This is a genomic window from Mucilaginibacter sp. KACC 22063 (genome assembly GCF_028736115.1).
Taxonomy (GTDB): domain Bacteria; phylum Bacteroidota; class Bacteroidia; order Sphingobacteriales; family Sphingobacteriaceae; genus Mucilaginibacter.
The window spans coordinates 4,429,664-4,450,957 of the sequence record NZ_CP117877.1 but is presented as its reverse complement, the minus strand read 5'-3'; the positions used below and the strand labels follow the sequence as shown (position 1 = coordinate 4,450,957).

General features: G+C 41.7%; 17 protein-coding genes. 9 read left to right on the top strand and 8 right to left on the bottom strand.

The window, feature by feature from the left end:
* Positions 1–205: 205 nt before the first annotated feature.
* Positions 206–1,390, top strand: a complete 1,185-nt coding sequence (porV, locus tag PQ461_RS19465) for a type IX secretion system outer membrane channel protein PorV (protein ID WP_274207226.1) — start codon at positions 206–208, stop codon at positions 1,388–1,390.
* A complete protein-coding gene (gene ispF, locus PQ461_RS19460; protein ID WP_274207225.1) occupies positions 1,387–1,866 on the top strand; it encodes a 2-C-methyl-D-erythritol 2,4-cyclodiphosphate synthase in 480 nt (159 codons plus the stop codon). Before porV ends, ispF begins: the two co-directional genes overlap by 4 nt.
* Positions 1,867–1,984: 118 nt before the next feature.
* Here ispF and PQ461_RS19455 read toward each other — a convergent pair whose 3' ends face one another.
* On the bottom strand, positions 1,985–2,737 hold the full coding sequence (locus tag PQ461_RS19455; RefSeq protein WP_274207224.1) for a glycosyltransferase family 2 protein: 753 nt from the start codon (positions 2,735–2,737) through the stop codon (positions 1,985–1,987).
* Positions 2,737–4,020, bottom strand: a complete 1,284-nt coding sequence (locus tag PQ461_RS19450; protein WP_274207223.1) for a glycosyltransferase — start codon at positions 4,018–4,020, stop codon at positions 2,737–2,739. The genes PQ461_RS19455 and PQ461_RS19450 overlap by 1 nt, the downstream gene beginning before the upstream one ends.
* Positions 4,021–4,060: 40 nt before the next feature.
* On the opposite strand from PQ461_RS19450, the gene PQ461_RS19445 reads away from it, so the two are divergent.
* Together PQ461_RS19445 and PQ461_RS19440 are read left to right on the top strand one after the other, a co-directional pair.
* Positions 4,061–7,243: a S41 family peptidase gene (locus PQ461_RS19445; protein WP_274207222.1), complete on the top strand. Its 3,183-nt coding sequence runs from the start codon at positions 4,061–4,063 to the stop codon at positions 7,241–7,243.
* A 74-nt stretch (positions 7,244–7,317) separates the two neighbouring features.
* On the top strand, positions 7,318–8,064 hold the full coding sequence (locus PQ461_RS19440; protein WP_274207221.1) for a class I SAM-dependent methyltransferase: 747 nt from the start codon (positions 7,318–7,320) through the stop codon (positions 8,062–8,064).
* Here PQ461_RS19440 and PQ461_RS19435 read toward each other — a convergent pair whose 3' ends face one another.
* From PQ461_RS19435 to PQ461_RS19425, 3 genes are all read right to left on the bottom strand, one after another.
* Positions 8,065–8,967 carry a glycosyltransferase family protein gene (locus tag PQ461_RS19435; protein WP_274207220.1) on the bottom strand — a complete coding sequence of 301 codons (903 nt, stop codon included), beginning with the start codon at positions 8,965–8,967 and terminating at the stop codon, positions 8,065–8,067.
* Positions 8,968–9,079: 112 nt separating this feature from the next.
* A complete protein-coding gene (locus tag PQ461_RS19430; protein ID WP_274207219.1) occupies positions 9,080–9,727 on the bottom strand; it encodes a class I SAM-dependent methyltransferase in 648 nt (215 codons plus the stop codon).
* Complete coding sequence (locus tag PQ461_RS19425; RefSeq protein WP_274207218.1) at positions 9,724–11,040, bottom strand: flippase; 1,317 nt, start codon at positions 11,038–11,040, stop codon at positions 9,724–9,726. The genes PQ461_RS19430 and PQ461_RS19425 overlap by 4 nt, the downstream gene beginning before the upstream one ends.
* 118 nt (positions 11,041–11,158) lie before the next feature.
* Here PQ461_RS19425 and PQ461_RS19420 point away from each other — a divergent pair, with 118 nt between their 5' ends.
* Positions 11,159–11,842: an FkbM family methyltransferase gene (locus PQ461_RS19420; RefSeq protein WP_274207217.1), complete on the top strand. Its 684-nt coding sequence runs from the start codon at positions 11,159–11,161 to the stop codon at positions 11,840–11,842.
* Positions 11,843–12,374: 532 nt separating this feature from the next.
* Here the strand turns inward: PQ461_RS19420 and typA are convergent.
* Together typA and PQ461_RS19410 are read right to left on the bottom strand one after the other, a co-directional pair.
* A complete protein-coding gene (gene typA / locus PQ461_RS19415; protein WP_274207216.1) occupies positions 12,375–14,189 on the bottom strand; it encodes a translational GTPase TypA in 1,815 nt (604 codons plus the stop codon).
* 113 nt (positions 14,190–14,302) lie between these two features.
* A complete protein-coding gene (locus PQ461_RS19410) occupies positions 14,303–15,136 on the bottom strand; it encodes a type 1 glutamine amidotransferase (RefSeq protein WP_274207215.1) in 834 nt (277 codons plus the stop codon).
* A 126-nt stretch (positions 15,137–15,262) separates the two neighbouring features.
* Between PQ461_RS19410 and PQ461_RS19405 the strand changes: the two genes are divergently transcribed.
* A complete protein-coding gene (locus PQ461_RS19405) occupies positions 15,263–15,991 on the top strand; it encodes an FkbM family methyltransferase (protein WP_274207214.1) in 729 nt (242 codons plus the stop codon).
* Between the two features lie 48 nt (positions 15,992–16,039).
* Here the strand turns inward: PQ461_RS19405 and PQ461_RS19400 are convergent, their stop codons facing one another.
* Positions 16,040–16,597 carry a hypothetical protein gene (locus PQ461_RS19400; RefSeq protein ID WP_274207213.1) on the bottom strand — a complete coding sequence of 186 codons (558 nt, stop codon included), beginning with the start codon at positions 16,595–16,597 and terminating at the stop codon, positions 16,040–16,042.
* 112 nt (positions 16,598–16,709) lie between these two features.
* On the opposite strand from PQ461_RS19400, the gene PQ461_RS19395 reads away from it, so the two are divergent.
* The 3 genes from PQ461_RS19395 to PQ461_RS19385 all read left to right on the top strand — a co-directional run bounded on the left by PQ461_RS19395 (position 16,710) and on the right by PQ461_RS19385 (position 21,260).
* Positions 16,710–17,417 carry a Crp/Fnr family transcriptional regulator gene (locus PQ461_RS19395; protein ID WP_274207212.1) on the top strand — a complete coding sequence of 236 codons (708 nt, stop codon included), beginning with the start codon at positions 16,710–16,712 and terminating at the stop codon, positions 17,415–17,417.
* A 211-nt stretch (positions 17,418–17,628) separates the two neighbouring features.
* The gene (locus PQ461_RS21260; protein WP_274207211.1) at positions 17,629–17,775 is read left to right on the top strand and encodes a FeoB-associated Cys-rich membrane protein; all 147 of its coding nucleotides are present in this window, start codon (positions 17,629–17,631) and stop codon (positions 17,773–17,775) included.
* A 95-nt stretch (positions 17,776–17,870) separates the two neighbouring features.
* The gene (locus tag PQ461_RS19385) at positions 17,871–21,260 is read left to right on the top strand and encodes a trifunctional glycoside hydrolase family 18/polysaccharide deacetylase/glycosyltransferase family 2 protein (RefSeq protein ID WP_274207210.1); all 3,390 of its coding nucleotides are present in this window, start codon (positions 17,871–17,873) and stop codon (positions 21,258–21,260) included.
* The last annotated feature ends 34 nt before the right edge of the window (positions 21,261–21,294 follow it).

Genomic DNA, 21,294 nt, shown 5'->3' with positions numbered 1-21,294 from the left:
ATTCAGAACGTAAATATAATAAAATTGAAATTACTTTATTATTGAACTTTTTGTTAAATATTTAAAAATACAGATAAAAAATTAACCTTTTTACGTCAAATTAAGTATTGTGTTACACATATTTATACAAATAATCCCACCAGTTAAATTGCAGTTGCTAAACTGCGGGATTAACTTTAATATTGTGAAAACACTTAAATAAGGGGTGAAAATATATTTTCCGCTAACATTAAGATACGCTGTATCTGTTTTTTTAACGCTGTCAACCGCCGCTGCCTGCGCCCAAACTACGGGCGGAGTTAATACCAATGGCAGTAACAGCAGTGCTTTGGTTACGGGCGTCCCTTTCTTAAATATTACACCTGATTCGCGCTCAGGGGCAATGGGTGATGCCGGTGTAGCGTTGTCTCCGGATGTTAACTCAACCTACTGGAACCCTGCGAAACTTACTTTTATAGAAAACAATGATGCACTATCGGCTTCATATAGCCCGTGGCTGCATCATCTGGTGCCTGATGTAAGCTTATCTTATTTAAGCTATGCCCATAAGTTAAATGACAGGAACAGCATAGGGGCATCTATCCGGTATTTTAACCTTGGTTCAATTGACCTGGTAGACCTTAACCAGCAAAGCCAGGGCAGTTATACACCAAACGAATTTTCAATTGATGGCTCATTTTCCCGCAAGTTTGGAAATAACTTTTCACTGGGTTTAACCGTTCGTTATATTCATTCAAGTTTATACAGTAATATAAGTGGTACCAGCGCACAGCTTAGCCCTGCAAATGGAGTAGCTGCAGATGTATCGCTTTATTATCGGAAACCGGGCGAATTATTCGGCAAGCAATCGCAGTTTGCTTTTGGTACTAATATTTCAAACATAGGCCCGCGGATAAGTTATGGCGATAGCAGCCCTAAATATTATTTGCCCACCAACCTTAAACTTGGTGTAGCCGAAAACGTTGATCTGGACGATCTTAACCGCATTACTGTAGCATTTGATATTAATAAGCTATTGGTGCCAACGCCGCCCATCAGGGATAGCGACGGCAATATTATTAAAGGCAAAAGCGACGACAGGTCGGTTCCTTCGGCCATATTCGGGTCTTTTTCTGATGCGCCGGGTGGTTTCAGCGAAGAGCTGAAAGAGATCAGTTTTTCGCCTGGTGTAGAATATTGGTACAACAGGCAGTTTGCATTACGGGCTGGCTATTTTTATGAAAATCCATCAAAAGGGAACAGGCAATACCTTACCCTTGGTGCCGGCCTGAAGTATGATATCTTTAATCTTGACTTTGCCTACCTGGCAGCAAGTCAGCAAAAAAGCCCGCTGGCTAATACTTTAAGGTTTACCTTGCTGGTAAACTTCGAATCTGGTAAAAAGAAATGAGCAAAATACGTGTAGGATTTGGGTTTGATGTCCACCAATTAAAAGAAGGGCATCCATTTGTAATGGGGGGTGTTAAGCTTGAGCATCATAGCGGCGCTTACGGGCACTCTGATGCTGATGTTATTTTACACGCCATTTGCGATGCATTATTAGGTGCAGCTAACCTGCGCGATATTGGTTATCATTTTTCAAATAAAGATAACCGCTGGAAAGGGATCAGCAGCTTGGTCTTGTTAGAGCATGTGGTTGCCCTGCTTAAAGAAAAAGGCTGGAGCATTGGTAATATTGATGCCATGATTTGCCTGGAGGCCCCTAAAGTGAACCCGCATGTACCTGCAATGAAAGTTAATATAGCTAAAGCAGCCGGTATAAGCGACGAAGATATTTCTATAAAAGCGACTACCAATGAACAGATGGGATTTATAGGCCGCGAAGAAGGTGTGGTAGCTTATGCCGTTTGTTTGATTGAGAAGTAAATCGGATATCTGTTGTCTTTGCAAGCAGAGCCATCTATTTACTTTAATTTTAGTGCCTTATTATACATTATGGGATTAGATCCTTCGCTAAGTTCAGGATGACAAAAAACTAAGACTATTAATCATTAGTTCTTCTGTGCTTTAACCAGTACCAGCCAAGATTAAAGGCAATAACCAGATGATTAAAGATGGTGGGTACCAAACCGTAATGTTCGCGCATGATGTTGAAACGCTCCTTTAAACTTTGGCGGTGCTTTTTTTTGGACATCCCTCCAACCAGGTACTTAGCCACATACTGATTAACATTAACGATCTTTTTTGCTTTTTTAGCAGCTCTTAAAATCCAGTCGATATCGGCACTTAGCTGGTAGCGTAGATCGTAAGGCTCAATTAAGGCTCTCCTGATATAAATGGCTTGGTGGCTGATGCTCATGCCGTATTTAAAATCGCGCCAGGTGAAGTTTGTCGGGGCAGTATGCCTGCGCTGGCCCAGGCTTTCGCCGGCATCATTAATCATTTCTGTTTCGCCATAGTAAATGTCAGCATCATTTGCGCTGGCAAAAATATTGGTAACTGTGGTGGGCGCATAGATTTCATCGCCCGAATTCATAAATAATACGTAATCACCAGAGGCTAAAGCCAGCCCTTTGTTCATGGCATCGTAAATACCTCTATCAGGTTCGCTTTTTAGTATGGCGATATGATCGATGTATTTTTTCAGAATCTCCAATGTGCCATCAGTAGATGCACCGTCTATAACAATATATTCAATGTTGGTATAAGTTTGGCCAACAATGGATTTAACCGTCCGCTCGATGTCCCGGACGTTATTATATACTATAGTAATTACGCTTAATTTAGGCTGAAACATTATCTGGTTTGCTGGGCAGATTTCACGGCCTGCTCATAAAGTTTAATATGTTTTTGTGCAACTGCTTTTTCGCTGAAATGCTCCATCACCGTTTGGCGAGATTGATTCTGCAAAGCAATAGGATCAGCATGATTAATCACCCAATCCATGCCATCAGCAAAACTTTCTGCTGATTGATAAATGGCCAAATACCCATTATATTCATGCTGAACCATATCGGGAATGCCGCCGGTGGTAAAGGTAATGACCGGTGTCCCGCATGATAAGCTTTCCATTACAGTATAAGGCAGGTTATCTTCCAGTGAAGGAATTAAAAAGGCATCTGCAGCGTTGTAGCATTGCGCCAGTTTTTCTTCACTGCCTAGAGTGCCCAAAAAGGTAGTTTTAAATGGAAATACAGGGAGATCCTTAGTATCGCGATTGCCAAAAATTACCAGTTCTATATCAGAGGCATTAAGGCCTTTTCGCTCTTTTAGCAATTCAAGCGCATCCATCAAATATTGCGTTCCCTTGTGCAGATCCTTGCGCGAAGGCATAAAACCGCTTAAAAAGATAAACTTATCCTTGGATAAACCCAGTGCCTCTTTTGCCTGCTTTTTATCCGACGGTTTAAATACTTCTGTATTCAATGTATTGGGAATCTGCTTTATCGCCTTATCTTTCATCAGGCTGCTCATTAGTACCGAGCCCAGCATCCACGAGCTTGGTGCCACCACGCTAAAGTTCAGCTTTTGGTAAGCGGCATTCTTTTGCTGCCATTGCTTGTTCGACTGATCGTCTTCCGCCGGATTTTTCAGCAGAGGGCAATAACCGCAGGCATGCTGGTAATGGTCGCAGGTATAACGTACATGGCAGCCACCCGTAAAAGCATTGCTATCGTGGAAAGTCCAGACCACCGGTTTGTTCAGCGATGCCAGTTCCGCCAAGTGATTAGGATTTAAAAAGCTATGATTTACCCAATGCAAGTGAATCACGTCGGCAGCTTTCACATCTGGGTGATTGATCACAGAACGGCCGAACCAGGTAAAAGAAAACGGTGTGCGCTTTTGAGGTTTCAGGTATCGCTTTGCGATAACCCTTTCCAGCACAATAGTAGCTGCAGTATATGCCTTTTGGATAACAGATTTGCTAAACTCCTGTATAGCCGGATTTTTACCGAATTTGTAGTGTACAATTACTTTAGAATCGATATTTTCGTTCAGTAATGCACGGTTAAGCCGAAGGCAGGCTTTGCCGGCCCCGCCATTACCATCATAAGTGTTTAAATGCACTACTTTCAGCATGCCCAAAAATACATTTAGTATCTATTAACTTTTATTGTACATGAAAAAAGTTTACTTGTTTTTGCTTTCGGCGCTAATGTTTAAAAATGCTGCCGTTGCACAAAACCAGGAAGTTTATTTTACTTCTTACCCCACTCTTACACCCGATGGTAAAACCGTAATTTTTAGTTACGAGGGCGACCTCTGGAAAGCTGACCTTAACAACCCGGTTGCAGTAAGGCTTACCGCCATGCAAGGGCAGGAAACCAACCCGCATGTGTCGCCGGATGGCCAGTGGCTGGCTTTCTCGTCTAACCAATTTGGCAATAACGATGTATATGTGATGCCCTTAGCCGGTGGCGATATTAAGCAGCTTACCTACCACGAAGCCAGTGATGAAGTTGACTCATGGAGCTGGGATTCAAAAACTATTTATTTTACATCAAGCCGTTACAATGGCTTCAGCGCCTACAAAGTGAGCCGTAGCGGCGGTACACCTGAGCGCTTATTCGGTAACTTTTTTAACACCATACACGGTGTGGTTGAACATCCGAAAACAGGTGAGCTATATTTCAGCAATACCTGGGAAAGCTACCGTTTCCCCACCCGTAAGCACTACAAGGGCGCCTACAACCCGGATATACAATCATACAACCCAAAAACAAAAGCTTATAAAAGATATACCGACTGGATTGGTAAAGATTTCTGGGCTTCAATTGATCAGAAAGGCAATGTGTACTTTGTATCTGACGAAGCCAATGAAGAATACAATCTTTACACGTTTGTAAACGGTAAAAAAACAGAGCTTACCAGTTTTAAAACCTCTATTAAACGTCCTGTTGTAAGTGCAAACGGCGCTAAAGTAGTATTTGAAAAGGACTATCAACTGTTTGTATATGATGTAGCCAGCAAACAAACGCAGAAACTTAGCTTCACTATTTTCCGTAACAACGTACTGCCTAAACAGCAGGAGTTTGACCTTGCCGGAAGAGTGGAAAGCCTGGATGCATCGCCCGATGGCAAAAAGCTGGCTTACGTTTCACGCGGCGAACTTTTTGTAAGTGATATCGACGGGAAATTCACGCAGCATATTGACCACGGTAATGCCGAGCGTGTTACCGAAGTGAAATGGCTTGCCGATAACCGTACCTTATTGTTTAATCAAACATCAGGTGGTTTCCTTAACTGGTATACCATTAGCGCCGACGGTAAAGGAAAAGAAAAACAACTGACTAACGAGCAGCGCAATAACCGGAATATCGTCTTCAATAAAAATCGCACGCAAGCGGTATACCTAAGCGGCCGCGACCAAGTGCGCATGATGGACCTTAAATCGTTAGACAGTAAAACCATTACTACCGATGAGATCTGGGGTTTCCAAAATAGCCAGCCTTATTTCTCCCCAAACGGCGAATATGTAGTCTATACCGCCTATCGCAATTTTGAGCAGGACATTTTCATTTACAGTACAGAGTCTGGTAAAATTATCAACCTAACTAATTCAGGTGTTACCGAAACAGATCCGTTCTGGTCGCCTGATGGTAAGTTCATTTACTTCGCATCGTCGCGTACGCAGCCAGCCTACCCTTACGGCTTACATGATTCGCATATTTACCGCATTCCCCTGCAAAAATTTGATACAGATTTTAAATTGAGCAAGTTTGATGACCTTTTCAAAGAAGAGAAAAAAGAGGAAACAAAGCCTGCCGATCAGAAAGACAAGAAAACAGGTGCTAAAAAGCCTGTATCGCAGCAACCTGCTCCGAAAGCACCGTCTGACATTGTGATTGATACCAATGAGCCGATGAAACGCATTGAGCAGATCAGCCAGGATTTCGGTAATCAAAACAATCCTTATGTCATTCAAAAAGGCACTAAAACTTTTGTTTACTATTCATCAGACCAGGCCGAGGGTAAACGCGCTGTTTTCCGTACCACTATTGAGCCGTTTGAAAACAACAAAACAGAAAAAGTAGCCGGCGCTGATTTTTATGGGTTCGATATTGTGAACACTGGTGATAAGTACTATATGCTGGCTGGCGGTAATGCTTATAAACTTAACCTTGACCAGAATAAGGTAGAAAAAGTGGATGTAAGCGCTAAGTTCGACCGTAACCTGGAGGGCGAGTTCCGCCAGATGTTTGATGAGGCATGGGCAGATTTAGATGAAAACTACTATGACGGTAACTTCCACGGCGTAAACTGGGATGGTATTCATAAATTATATGCTACCTACCTGCCTTATATAAACAACCGTGCCGACCTGCGCCTGATGTTGAACGATATGCTGGGCGAGCTTAACTCATCGCACATGGGCTTTAGCAGCAGTGGTATGGAAGAACGCACCAACCTGCGTTACCGTACCATGGAAACCGGTATTGCTTTCGATAATGACGAGCCTTACAAAGTTGACCATATCATTACCCGCAGCAATGCCGACCGTAAAGGTATTAACGTACAGCCAGGCGATAAACTGGTTGCCGTAAACGGTGTAGACGTTGATCCGCAGCAAGACCGTAACTTCTATTTTACCAAGCCATCACTTGATGATGAATTGCAACTAACCTTCCAACGTGGCGGTCAAAATATAAACGTTAAAATTCATCCTGAATCGTCTGGCGAATTCAAAGACGAACTGTACGACGAATGGATTGACGGCAACCGTAAGATGGTTGAGAAAGAAAGTAACGGCCGCATAGCTTACGTTTACATGAAGGCTATGGGTACCGATAACCTGGAGCAATTTAAAGAAGATATGGTTGATTATGCCTATCAAAAAGATGCGCTGATCCTTGACTTACGTTACAATACCGGTGGTAACGTACACGATGCGGTGTTAAACTTCCTGTCGCAGAAACCTTACCTGCAATGGCAATACCGTGGCGGTAAACGCACGCAACAGCCAAATTTTGCGCCATCGGCAAAGCCAATTATTTTGCTTATTAACGAGCAAACGTTAAGCGACGGTGAAATGACCTCGGAGGGCTTTAAGGCTCTCAATTTGGGCAAAATTGTTGGTACTGAAACTTACCGTTGGATCATCTTCACCAGCGCCAAAGGCCTGGTTGACGGATCGAGCGTACGCATACCTGCATGGGGTTGTTTCACGCTTGACGGCAAAGATATTGAACATGAGGGGGTGAAACCTGACATCAATGTTAACACCGATTTCAAAGACAGATTGAATAACAACGACCCGCAGATTGACCGGGCCGTTTCAGAAATTATGAAACAACTGAAATAAACAGACGAGGGCGGTAAATTTACCGCCCTTTGTTTTTACGCTACATCAGAAATTTTCTTTTTATTTGCCCACTGATGGGAAACGAACTTACCGACAGGAATTTCTGGGCTAATTATTGGGAATCAAAAGAAGGGCTGGCATTTAAAGTATCTGCTCATTATACATTCCATAAACTTTTAAAAGAGATACTTGGTAACAAAGAGATTAAAACCGCTATTGAACTTGGCGGCTTTCCGGGTTATTATGCCATATTTCTTAAAAAGTATTTTGGCCTGGACACCTCGTTGTTCGATTTTTATATCCATCCTTCTACCTTAAAACAAGTACTGGCAGCCAACGATCTGCAGGAAAAAGATATCGAGGTTATTGAAGGCGACCTGTTCAGCTACAGCCCTAAAAATTTATACGATCTGGTATTGTCTTGCGGGTTAATTGAGCATTTTAACGATACTAAAGATATTATCGCCCGCCATGCCGCTTTCCTGAAACCGGGAGGCACCCTGTTTATCACGCTTCCTAATTTTACCGGCGTTAACGGTTGGCTGCAACGCAAGTATGATCCGGAAAATTACAGTAAGCATAATATCGATAGCATGAACCCGCAGCTGCTTGCAGATTATTGCAAAGCTTTAGGTTTAAAAAATGTAAAATCGGGGTATTATGGCAAATTCTCTATCTGGTTGGAGAATAAAGCGCAGCAACCATCATCTGTAAAAGTATTCTTTAAAGGACTTTGGCTTGCCGGTAAAATTGCCACTAAAATCATCCCGGTTGATAGCAAACGCCTGTCGCCATACATAGTGGTAACCGCTACAAAATAACTAAGTTTTCAGCTTTTGATTAATAAAGCGCACTATTCGTTGCAATAGATTGCCTTTGCGATTTTTTAAGAAGTTACGGATAGCCTGGTAAGTTTTCTTATGCTCTTCAATCGCATCGGGGAAGGCAGTAACGGGCTGTTGTGCCGGTTTTACATTATAGATATCTTCGAGGTTTGAATGAACCCCTGTACCATCGTGCCCGATGTTTTGAATTAATGATTTGGAAGGGTTGAGCGTTAAGCCGCCCTTTAAAAATATAGAAGCATACCAGCGTATAGCCCACGAGTTATTTTTACCAGCCTTAAACTGCTGCATCTGCTTCCAGAAATTCATGGTGCCATCAATAGAAAAGGCGTTAATCTTTTCCTTGTCAAACTGGCCCATGAGTTTATCAACATCCGGTTCAAAGTTTTTCCAGGCACGTGCCCATGTGGCCCAGCCCCAGCTGGTTGCTGCACGGTAAAAAAAGGTCTGCGGCAGGTCGGGTGTTTTTAAGTCATACATATAAGCGCCGATATGCATCACCTTTTCTTCGTCGGCATAGCGGTCAAGCGCCTCGTTAAAATATTGCAGGGTATAAGGGGACGAAAGCAGGTCGTCTTCAAACACAATCACTTTGCCGTACTCATTCACCAGCTGACTAACGCCATCTATGATTGATGCCGCCAGCCCCATATTCTGTTTACGCTCAACTACTTTTACTGCCTTAAAGCCGGTGACGTTTTTCAGCATATCGCGTACTTCATTTACTTTCTGCTCATCGGCTGGTGTTTTAGCCGCATCAGAGAAAATATACAGGCGCGAATCTTCTGCCAGCAGGTTTTTTTGCAGATAGCTTAATGTACGGCGGGTATGATCTGGCCGGTTGTAAACAAATAATGCAATAGGTGCAAGTTTCTGCATCAATAGAAATTTGATAAGTTGATCGGATACTGAACCTTATCTCAAAAACAGTACGTTAAAGAAATGTTTTTAAGTGCTTAAAAATAATAATTAGCCTTGCGCATCAGGTGTTTTAGATACCCAGACAGTTGTTTTCTTTATAAAATATCGAAGTTGACTTACGGTAAAACAAGCCGGGCGATATGCCGCTGAATGACAATTGTTTAAAGCCTTTACTGGTTAAAAAGTCGATCCCTGGTTTATAAAATTCGCGTTCAGAATCATCAAGCACTACAACACCGTTTTCAGACAGTGCCTCTACTGCCTGTTTACAACAATTAACACGGTCGCGGCCGTCAACAATGATGATGTCAAATTTTTCCTGAAGCTTAACCGGCATACGGCAGTAGTCGCCGTCTTTCTTTAGTTCGCAAAATATAATTTCAGAGTTGGCCGGGCGGTTATTGGCAATCGAATCGTACCAGCCTTTATCATGCTCAACCGATACAACAATGCCTGCATACTTTGCATAAAAGAAGGTTGAATTGCCTGAACCAAACTCAAATACGGTATGCTGCTTACCAATGCGCTCTTTTATAAAATCAATAAAGCTGTAAGTTACCCACGGTATAGGGTTACCTTCGGCATCAACCGGTTTTTTATTATCAAAAGCGTTAAACCAGCCTATTTCGCTTAAATAGCCTTTGCCATTGAAAGAAAGTAAAGAACGTAATCTTGCAGGCTTTTTAGCCAATTCTATTAGTGATGAAATGATACTCAACGCTTTAATATTTTTTGAATAAGTGAAATTAAGAATAAAGATTTTAACATCATTACCCCCTGCCTGAAAGTTTTGGGGATAAACAATAGTAAAAATGTCGCGCTTGCATAAGCAACCAGCGTAGCTATAGCTGCCCCCATCATGCCCATTTTAGGAATAAGCACCAGGTTCAGTAAAATGTTTACAACAGCACCGAAACCTGTGCGGATAAAGGTAAGCTTGTTTAAGTTTTCGGTGATCAGTTGCTGGCTGCTGGCCACGCCTAAAAACACAAATATCCCCGACCATATATGTACCGATAGTACCGGTGCGGCATAAGCATATTCGTGTTTGTAAAGTGTATAGATAAACGGTGCCGCAAAGGTTATGACGATGGCCGTTGGCAGGCTGATGTATACCATCAGGTCGTAAAGGTTTTGAACGCGCTTTTTGTAACGCTGTTCGTCATCACGCTTGGCATTTAAAATTGCCGGAAAAAGCGACGACACAATTATTGACGGGATAAAGTTCCAGGCTTCGCTTAGTGAAGCTACCGTTGCATAGGCACCCGCCTCCTTTGCACCGCTCATGTTTTGCAGCATGATTTGGTCTATCTTCATATAAACCGAAACCATGATACCTGCAATGATCAAAGGCCACGAATAAGTAAGCAGCTTTTTAGCCAGCTTGCTTTCAAAGCCCCACTTAAAAATGCTTCGCCCCTGCGATTGGTAAGTAAAAAAGTAGCCGGTAGAAAGAATTACGATATCAAACAGGTATGAATAGATGAAATATACCAGCGGATATTTAAGCAATACCAGTATAAACTTAATAGCTGCCGAGATGATATTGCCGATCACCTGCACACGCATAATATACTTTGACTGTACCTGCGCCTGGTAATACGAATCGATGACGTTAAAAGCTTGCACCAAACCCGTAAACGACAGGATAAAGACATAGCTATAAGGCGTTGCCTTAGCCGGATAAATATGATATGCCGCAAAGATCAAAGGGATACACAACAGGCCTGCCATTATCTTCATCCAGAAGGAGGTCCCTAAAATAGCATCGCGGTTTTCGGGATATTGATGCAGCTCTTTTACAATGTACTGGTCTAAACCAAGCGTAGCTATAGCCGCGAAAAATGATAAGTAAGCTAAGCCGCCGTTTATTACACCATTTTGGGTTGCGCCTAAGTAATTGGCCAGCACTATACCCACCACCATTTTAATAGCAAGGCTGCCAATACGGCCTATAAACAACCACCCGGTATTTTTAAAATACTTTTCTAAAGCTTGCTGGTCAAAACCGGGAATGTTAGGTAAGCGCATATTTATGCAGCAAATGTATAAAATGTTAAATAGTATGCCTGCATAAACGGTGGTATAGTAGCATTAGTGTTTTATAATTTGTTATTTTGCCCACGGATATAGCCCCAAGGCCATTACTATGTTTACTGAAGAAAATAAATACCCTGGTTTTAAGCCGCGCAACTCTTTCTCGCAAGACGGTGAAGACATGATTTTAAGATCGCTGCTGAGCGAAAGCATTGTAGATTTTGATCATTATAAAGGTTTTTTCATCGACATAGGTGCGCATCACCCTTTCCGGTATTCCAACACGGCATATTTTTATGAGCAGGGTTGGCAGGGTATTAATATTGAGCCTACCCCGGATGCGATCAACCTTTTTGAGCAATACCGCGTTCGCGATAAAAACCTGAACGTTGGTATTGGTGCTGAAAGGGAAAAGCGCACATTATATCAGTTTAAAGAACCTTCATTAAATACTTTTGATAAAGAGCTGGCCGATAGCCAGGCCGCAACCGACGAACGCTACCAGGTTGTAGGGACTGCCGAAGTAGATATTTATCCGTTATCTCAATTACTGGATGAGCACTTACCAGAAGCTACCGTAATTGATTTTATGAGCATTGACGTAGCTGGTTTGGATATCCAGCTATTAGAATCAAACAACTGGGAAAAATATCGCCCTGCTTATTTATTGGTAGAAGATGTGGATAATGAATCGGGTAAGGTTGATGCTTCTGAAATTTACAGCTTTCTGCACGATCAGGGGTATGAGCAGTTAGGATATAAAACTCCGCGTACGCTGATATTTAAAGTGAAGTAAAGATCATTTTTTATTGCTAACGGATTTTAGATTGCCACGCTTCGCTCGCAATGATACATAATTAACTACCTGCACTGCCGGGGATTGCTTCGCCACCAGCGGATCGCAATGACGTTTTGATTTATCTCCTCTTTAATCTAAGAGACTAACAACTCCCTCTCCAGAAGGAGAGGGTTGGAGGTGAGGCATAAACACGTACGCTAATATTTAAAGCGAAGTAAAGCTCTCCAACGATTTTTAGTTTAGATTGCCACGCTTCGTTCGCAATAACAAATAGTAGATACCAGCATGGCCGGGGATTGCTTCTCCGCTAAGCGCGGATCGCAATGAGGTGTTAATTTAAGGGAATCAAAACTCCCTCTCCTTTTGGAGAGGGTTGGGGTGAGGCATAAATGCGTACGCTGATTTTTAAAGCGAAGTAAAGATTGCCACGCTTCGCTCGCAATGACAAATAAAAGCGTGGGTGAGGTTAACAAAAAAAGCCCTGTTGGTTACCAACAGGGCTTTGATATATTTTGATTGTAATAACCGATTATTGGTTTACAAACTTTTTAGCATTGATCTTTCTTTCGTTTTCGTTCAGATAGATTTTACGAATACGGATGCTTTGTGGAGTAACCTCGATGTACTCGTCAGCCTGGATGTATTCCATTGATTCTTCTAACGAAAATTTGATAGCAGGAGCAATACGTACGTTGGTATCACTACCTGATGCACGCATGTTGGTTAACTGCTTGCCTTTAGTTAAGTTAATCACCAAATCATTATCACGGATGTGCTCGCCTAATACCTGTCCTTCGTAAATATCAACTCCCGGATCGATAAAGAAACGGCCACGGTCCTGCAATTTATCAATAGCAAAAGCAGTAGTTTTACCAGTATCCATTGATACCAATACACCATTTAAGCGGCCAGGGATCTGACCTTTCCATGGTTCGTATGCTTTAAAACGGTGTGCCATAATGGCCTCGCCGCCAGTAGCAGTTAATACGTTATTACGTAAACCAATGATACCACGTGCAGGGATATCAAATTCTAAGTGTTGCAAGTCGCCTTTAGGCTCCATCACTAACAGGTCGCCTTTACGTTGTGTTACCAGCTCAATTACTTTACCGGCAACATCACCAGGTACGTCAACAATCAGCGTTTCGACCGGCTCACATTTAACACCGTCAATCTCTTTAACAATAACCTGCGGCTGGCCTACCTGTAATTCGTAACCTTCGCGGCGCATGGTTTCAATTAATACAGATAAGTGAAGGATACCACGGCCATAAACCAGGTATGCATCCGGCGATTCGGTTTCTACAACCCTTAACGCCAGGTTTTTCTCCATCTCTTTGTATAAACGATCGCGCAGGTGGCGTGAGGTAACAAATTTACCTTCTTTACCAAAGAACGGCGAGTTGTTGATCGTGAACAACATGTTCATGGTAGGCTCGTCAATTTTGATGACCTCCAGTTGTTCCGGTTTTTCGAAATCGGCAATAGTATCGCCAATATCAAAACCTTCTATACCTACAACAGCGCAAATATCACCAGATTGTACTTCGGTAGCTTTAACCTTACCTAAGCCTTCAAAAGTGTAAAGCTCTTTAATTCTTGTTTTTTGAATAGTACCGTCGCGTTTAACCAAAGATACCGGCTGGCCTTCTTTAATAGTACCACGGGCAACACGGCCAATAGCGATACGGCCAACAAATGATGAATAGTCAAGCGAGGTGATCTGCATTTGCAAAGTACCTTCGCTGATAGGAGCCGGTGGAATGTTTTCCAGAATGGCATCCATCAATGGAAAAATATTATCAGTCGGAACTTTCCAGTCGGTATTCATCCAACCTTGTTTTGACGAACCGTAAATTACCGGGAAGTCAAGCTGTTCTTCAGTAGCTTCAAGGTTAAAGAAAAGTTCAAATATCTGCTCATAAACCTCTTCAGGACGGCAGTTTTCTTTATCTACCTTATTTACAACCACAATAGGTTTAAGGCCTAAAGCCAATGCCTTTTGTGTTACGAAACGGGTTTGAGGCATAGCGCCTTCAAATGCATCGCAAAGCAGCAATACACCGTCAGCCATTTTAAGTACACGTTCAACCTCGCCACCAAAGTCGGCGTGGCCCGGAGTATCAATAATGTTAATTTTTACGTCTTTGTAACGAACAGAAACGTTTTTAGAAACGATGGTGATACCACGTTCGCGCTCAAGATCGTTGTTGTCCAGTATCAGCTCGCCTGTTTCCTGGTTGTCACGAAAAATGGCACAACTGTGCAGGATTTTGTCAACCAGCGTAGTTTTGCCGTGGTCAACGTGTGCTATGATAGCAATATTGCGGATTTTATTTTGCATGAAAATGCCTCTAAATTTTGCGCAAAGGTAAGCTTAATTTATTGAATTTTAAAGCAATTGCAAGTAATTGCAACGTCACATTACCAGCCTGTAAATATTGTGTTAAACAATTATCAATCAATTGCTTTTAATCCGTCAATTGCCTGTTTTAAAAATCCGGGTATTATAGTGTCGTATGTTGCTCCAAGTATTGATGGTTTATTCAAAAGGCGCAGCAGTTCATGGTAGTGCGCTTCGCCATGTGCTGTTATTACCTCATTTTTACGCGTAGCTGTAAGTAAATTATTTTTTAAAGCCGCAGGCTCCGCTTCGGGGTGAAATTGTGTACCTATAAAGTAAGGCGAAAAGCGGATAGCCATCATGGCTGGTTCTGCTTCAGAAATGGCCGTGCCCTGTTCAATGGCTAATAATTGTGCACCCATTTTTTCAAAAACTTTTTCATCCGGATTAATTACCTGCCAGCTTCGCGAGTCGAGTACGTAGAACGGGTCGTTCAGGCCGTTGAAAACGGTATCGGCATTTCCGTTATTAACAAAGGTTGCCGGCACAATGCCATAAACGGGTTTTTTACGCAGGCATACTGTTCCTAAATTATATTGCCTGCACATCAGTTGAAAAGAGTGACAAATAAAAAGCGCATACTTTTTACGGGTAGCAGATGAGCGGTTATGCCTATCCAGCGATTCTATAAGTTCAAAATAACGTTTGTCCCATTCCTCATGTGCCGTAAATGGGTTTCCCGGCCCGCCGCTGCATATATAAATATCGAACTTATCGCCGGGTAAAGCTGTGTTTTTCCTTACATCAAATACCTGCCAGTCCATATCTGCCCCATGCAGGCTTTTACAGTCTGTAAGCAGCTTTTCAAAAGCACTTATTGCGGTATTTGAAATACCGTTGTAAAGATCTAATACGGCAACCTTTATAGGCTGCTTTTTGTTAATCATATATTGCTTAATAAAGCGATCAGGAACCCTGATAGGGTTTCTAATTGCGAAAGATATTAAAACATTAATTAAGCTGAAATTATATTTTATATTTAGCGAACCAAAATAAACGCATATAACCTATTGATGAAAAAAGCAATCATCTCAACGCTTCAAAAACTATTAGGATTCGAAAATTACCTGTACTATTTTTCACGGTTTAAGGCCTTTATGCTCAAATATGATAAGTATGAGCGTGGTTTTCTGCAATTTTTAGATCTTATCCCACCCGGTACCACCTTGTTAGATATAGGCGCAAATATTGGCATTACCACGGTGCCTATGGCTAAAAAGTTTCCATCATTAACACTTCATTCTTTTGAGCCGGTGCCGCCCAATATCAATGCCCTTAAGCGTATTATTAAACACTACAAGCTTAAAAATGTAGTGTTGCACGAGATTGGTTTGGCTGATGCGCCCGGCGAATTAAAAATGGTGATACCGGTTATTAACGGTGTTAAAATGCAGGGGCTTTGTCATGTGTTTAATGAGGCAACCGATGACCCTAATGAGGGTGAGATAATCTCAGTGCCGGTAAAAAGGCTTGACGACCTTGCTGAACTGCAGGTAGTACAAAAAATTGCGGGTATTAAAATAGATGTAGAAAACTTTGAATACTATGTACTTAAGGGTGCGCAGCAGCTGTTAACCAAGCATAAGCCGGTAATTTATTGCGAGTTGTGGGCCAACGAAATGCGTCAGGTAGTAATGGACTATCTTAAAGAAATAGGTTATATTGCAAAAGTTTATGAAAACAACAAATTAGTTGATTTTATAAACCAGGAAGAATCAAACTTTATTTTTATAAACGAATGATTCGTCGGGAATGTTCCCAACGAATCATCCGTTTACATAAGAGAATATTTATTTAGATAAATTTATGGAGTAAGCAACCTGTAATGCAATCATACTTACATAATTACCTTGATGGTGCATATTCTCATACCTTAAGCTAACATCAAGTCCTGAATCCAGATCTTCATATCCTAAACCCGGCGCAATGGTTTTAGCGAAATGTGTATTATTACCTATATCTGGCGTGGCATAGCCTAAGCCAAATTCACCTGCAAGATACCATTTAGGGACGAAAAAACCTCTTACGCCAAGTTTTAATGGTACAAATTGAAAATTGGGCTGTTTAATTTCCGTACGATTTACGGTTCTTTTCTTACCCGGTAAATCAAAGTATCCGGTAGTTAAAGTTATTCCTACAAATTCATTAGGATAGTAAATCCCGGCTAATTGTGCACCAAAACCTGCTGTGTAATACTTTTTACCTGGGTTAAGATCGTATAATCCGTTTGCTCCTACCTCCAAATGCCAGGTATTTTCTTTTTTAGTTGCAACAGAAAATTGAGCTTTAGCCGTGTTAAGCTTAAAGCAGAACGCAATAATTGTTAATGAGAATAAATATTTTTTCATTGTAATGGGGTCTAATAGTTTTTTTTGCAAATTAGTTAATATTGGCCCCTTCTTTTTTGAATTATATCAACATAAAGCGTTGATTATTATCACTTTTTCTTAAATTCGTGCAATGAGTATTGCCGGAATTTTCCCCATTGATGAGTGGATCTTTGACAGCGGATCTGCACTTAATGCCTTGGCAGAAGAAGACTATAATCGCCTGATGATTAATAGTAGTTTGCACACTTATAAAAAGGGCGAAATAATATTTAGAGAAGGAACTGTGCCGTCCGGGATTTTTCTTGTACACGCTGGAAAAGTAAAAAAGTACAAGACCGATCATTTGGGCAAACAGCAAATCATATACATTGCTAAAGCAAAAGAACTGATAGGCTATCATGCTGTTCTGTCAGAGGAGCGGTACCCGGATTCGGCAGCTGCGATTGAAAACTGCATGATTTATTTTATACCTGCAGTTGATTTTATGTTCATCATAAAAAAATGCCCGCTTTTCGCCTTAAGACTAATTAAAATATTAAGCCACGATATTAAGGTATTATCAAACAGTATTTCGGTATTGGGCCAGCGAACAGCAACAGAACGATTGGCTATAGCTTTAATAGTACTGCGCGAAAAGTATAAAGAGGAGGATGAGGACTTTAAAAAAATCTATTTAACCATCTCCAGAAGCGACCTTGCCTATATAACAGGGATCGCTAAAGAAAATGTGGTAAGGATATTGAAGGACTTTAAACAAGAAGGGCTGATAGAAACAGACGGCCATAAAATTAAAATAACAGACATTAAATTATTAATCAAACGCGCTAATTACCGGTAGTCTTCCACATAAGGCACCATATAACCTTGTTCTCATTGCATCGCAGATACTACTTCGCTGATTAAGATAGTCAATCATCCAGGGCATAGCTTTATCCCCAACATTCATACAGAATGAGGTGGTAACTCGCTGACAGGTATATTATTTAATGCCTGTGTAATAATATATACCTGCCGTAAGCGTATTAAAATATAATCATACCTTTGTATCCATGATCCAGACAGTAATTATCGTTTTACTTTTTGCAGCAGCACTGTTTTATGTAGGCCGAATGATCTACAAAAGCTTTACGGCTAAAAAGGGTTGCGGTAGCAATTGTAAGTGCGGCGTGGATTTTTCTAATATAAAACCCAACTAATCAGCCTTTTACTTCTTTAATAATTTCCTTTTTTATAAGGTTTATCATAACTTCATTTCAAACTTTTTAAATTAGTTTAAAGTTTAACCAATTTAATGGCTAACAAACAGATATTTCAGGCAGATACACCAAAAAGATGGAACCGGTTTAAATGGTTAAGTCGTATACTTGTTATCATTTTAGCAAGTGCGGTGGTAGCTGCTGCCATAACAATTACTTCTAAACAATACCCAAGCCTTCCAAATTTAGATCCTGCCCCAAAAAAGTTAAGTAACCAGGAGATAGACCAGTTAAAAAAATCTAAGAAGTTTAAGGATTTCAAAATACAGAAAGCAGAAATTGAAGCGCTGGCCCGTGCCAGGAAATTGCATCAACTGAAACACCCCAACAATAAAGACCGGCTTAACGCTGCCTTTTACCGCGCATGGGAGCCACAGGCTTACACTTCACTGGTTGATTACATTGGCCGTGTAGATATGATCGTAAGCGAGGGCTTTTCTATCTCACCCAATGCCGATACCGTTAAAGCAGCTATGGATACAGGCTTGCTTAATCTTAATAAAAAGTACCACAAGCCGATAGTTGTCTCTATTACCAACTACATCAATTTTAACGCTACACAGGGTGCGTTTGACAGTAAAGATGTTGTACGAATTGTTAAGAACAAGGCTGCGCGAACCACCTTTATCAACAGCCTTATCGGGCAGCTGACCAAATATCAGTTCAAAGGCATTAACCTTGCTTTTGATGATATTCCAAACCGCAACACTAAAGAATATTTTGCCTTTCAGCAGGAACTTTATAATGCCCTTCATGCAAAAGGTTTTCTGGTAACGCAAAACGTTATACCGGATGATGAGCAATATGACCTGAAATCTTTGCAAAAAGTAAACGACTTCCTTTTTGTAATGGCCATTGACCAGCATAACGAAACCAGTAATGCCGGGGATGTATCGCACCAGCACTGGGTTGAAGAAATACTGGATAGAGTGTGCAGTATAGTGCCCAGCGAAAAGATTATCCTGACTATTGCGGGCGGGGGGTATGACTGGCCTGAGAACAGCATCGGAAAATCAATCGGCTATCAACAAGCGGTAAGTACGGCCAAAGAGCATAGTAAAGAAATTATCTATGATCCGGTTTCTGCCAACCTGCATTTCAACTATCTGGATAAGGACAGCCTTCAGCATACGGTGTATTTTACAGATGCCGCTGCTAATTTTAATATCGTTCGTATGGCCGACGACTGGGCTACAGGCGGCGTTGCTTTATGGCGTTTTGGCTCTGAAGATCCGCGTTTATGGACGTTCTTCCAGAAGAATTTATCTATTGATTCGTTACGTAAAACAGGTATAGATATTAAACATCTGGAAACTGTAGGCTTAAATAATAAGATTGATTACGACGGCACAGGTGAGGTGTTGGATCTGATCACCAGGCCAACCATAGGCCAGATCAAATTATCACTGGATACGAATAGTTATGTAATCACCAATCAAAAATATATTAAGCTGCCTACCAAATACGTGATCAGACGGTATGGTTACAAGCCTAAAAAAGTAGTGCTTACTTTTGATGATGGCCCCGATCCTGATTACACGCCGCGTATTCTGGATATATTAAAAAGAGAACATGTTCCGGCTGCGTTTTTTGTGGTGGGTTCAATGGCCGAAAAGAATATCCCTATTCTTCGCCGGGAGTTTGACGAAGGGTATGAAATTGGTAATCACACGTTTTTTCACCCCGATATTTCTACCATTAGCCTGCAAAGGGTAAGCCTTGAGCTGAATGCCACCCGTAAGCTTATCGAATCTGTTACCGGGAAAAGCACCATTCTGTTCCGGCCGCCATTCAATGCCGATGCCGAGCCAAGTACGCTTGCCGAAGTTATACCGGTAGAAGAAAGCCGTAAGCAGAGCTATATCAACATTGGGGAATCTATTGATCCTTGGGACTGGCAGCCCGGGGTTACTGCTGACAGTATTATTGCCCGTACCATTCGCGAATCAAAACGTGTGGAAGGGTCCATGATCCTGTTGCATGATGCCGGTGGCGATACACGCGAAGAAACGGTAAAAGCATTGCCTGCAATTATTCATTACTTTAAATCGCAGGGTTACACTTTTACCACCATTGCCGACCTGATCGATAAGAAAAAGGATGACCTGATGCCGCCTATTAAAGACGAAGCGAATAGCGGTATTACGGGCAGCCTTTACAATATGTTTATTGTTGGCTATTTCCTGGGCAACTGGTTTATCATGTATCTGTTTCTTACCGCTATTTTCCTGGCAATTGGCCGGATCGTACTTATTGGTATTTTAGCGGTACGCCAGCATATAGAAGATAAAAAGACAATGCAGAAACGGCTGGACAATGCCGTGTTAAGGCCGGTTAGTATTGTTGTGCCTGCTTATAATGAAGAAGTTACGGCAATAAAGACCATTGAAAGCCTGCTAAAGCTTGAATATCCTGAATTGGAGATCATTTTTGTTGATGACGGATCAAAGGACCGTACTTTTGAAGTGGTAGATAATGCTTATGGCAACCACCCGCTGGTACAGGTACTTACCAAGCCTAATGGGGGCAAGGCCTCGGCATTAAACTTTGGCATTACCTATGCCAAGAATGAGTACGTGGTATGTATAGACGCGGATACACAGCTGAAGAATGATGCGATTTATCACCTGATGACCTATTTTACAGATGATGAAATTGGTGCAGTGGCGGGTACGGTAAAGGTAGGTAACGAGACTAACCTGATCACCAGATGGCAGTCGATAGAATACACCACCGCTCAGAATATGGATCGCCGGGCTTTTGATTTACTCAACAGTATTACGGTAGTGCCGGGCGCGATAGGTGCATTCAGAAAATCGGCCATATTTAAAGCCGGTGGTTTTACTTCTGATACCTTAGCCGAAGATTGCGATCTTACCATGCGCATCCTGAAACAAGGTTACATTGTTAGAAACTGCGCCGAATCCATTGCTTACACAGAGGCGCCTGAGTCGTTAGGTATGTTGCTGAAGCAACGCTTCCGCTGGAGTTTTGGTGTGATACAAAGTTTCTGGAAAAACCGCGATGCGCTCTTCAATAAAAAGTATAAATTTTTTGGGATGGTAGGTATGCCTAATATCCTGATCTTCCAAATCATATTGCCATTATTTTCGCCGCTTGCCGACCTGCTAATGATCATTGGCTTATTCAGTGACAAGCCGTGGAAGATACTTACCTATTACCTGGTATTTATCCTGGTAGACTGTGTTGTATCCTTCATTGCATTCTGGATGGAACGAGAGGATTATAAGAAACTGGTTTACATTATTCCGCAGCGTTTTATCTGGCGACAGCTGATGTATTACGTTTTATTTAAATCTATTCGCAAGGCAGTAAAAGGCGAATTAAGCGGATGGGGAGTGTTGAAACGTACGGGTACTGTTAATGTAAAAGAGACCGAAGAGAAGCAGGATGCTGGTAGTTAGATCGTGATTTATTCGCCTCGCCGTTCCCTGGAAA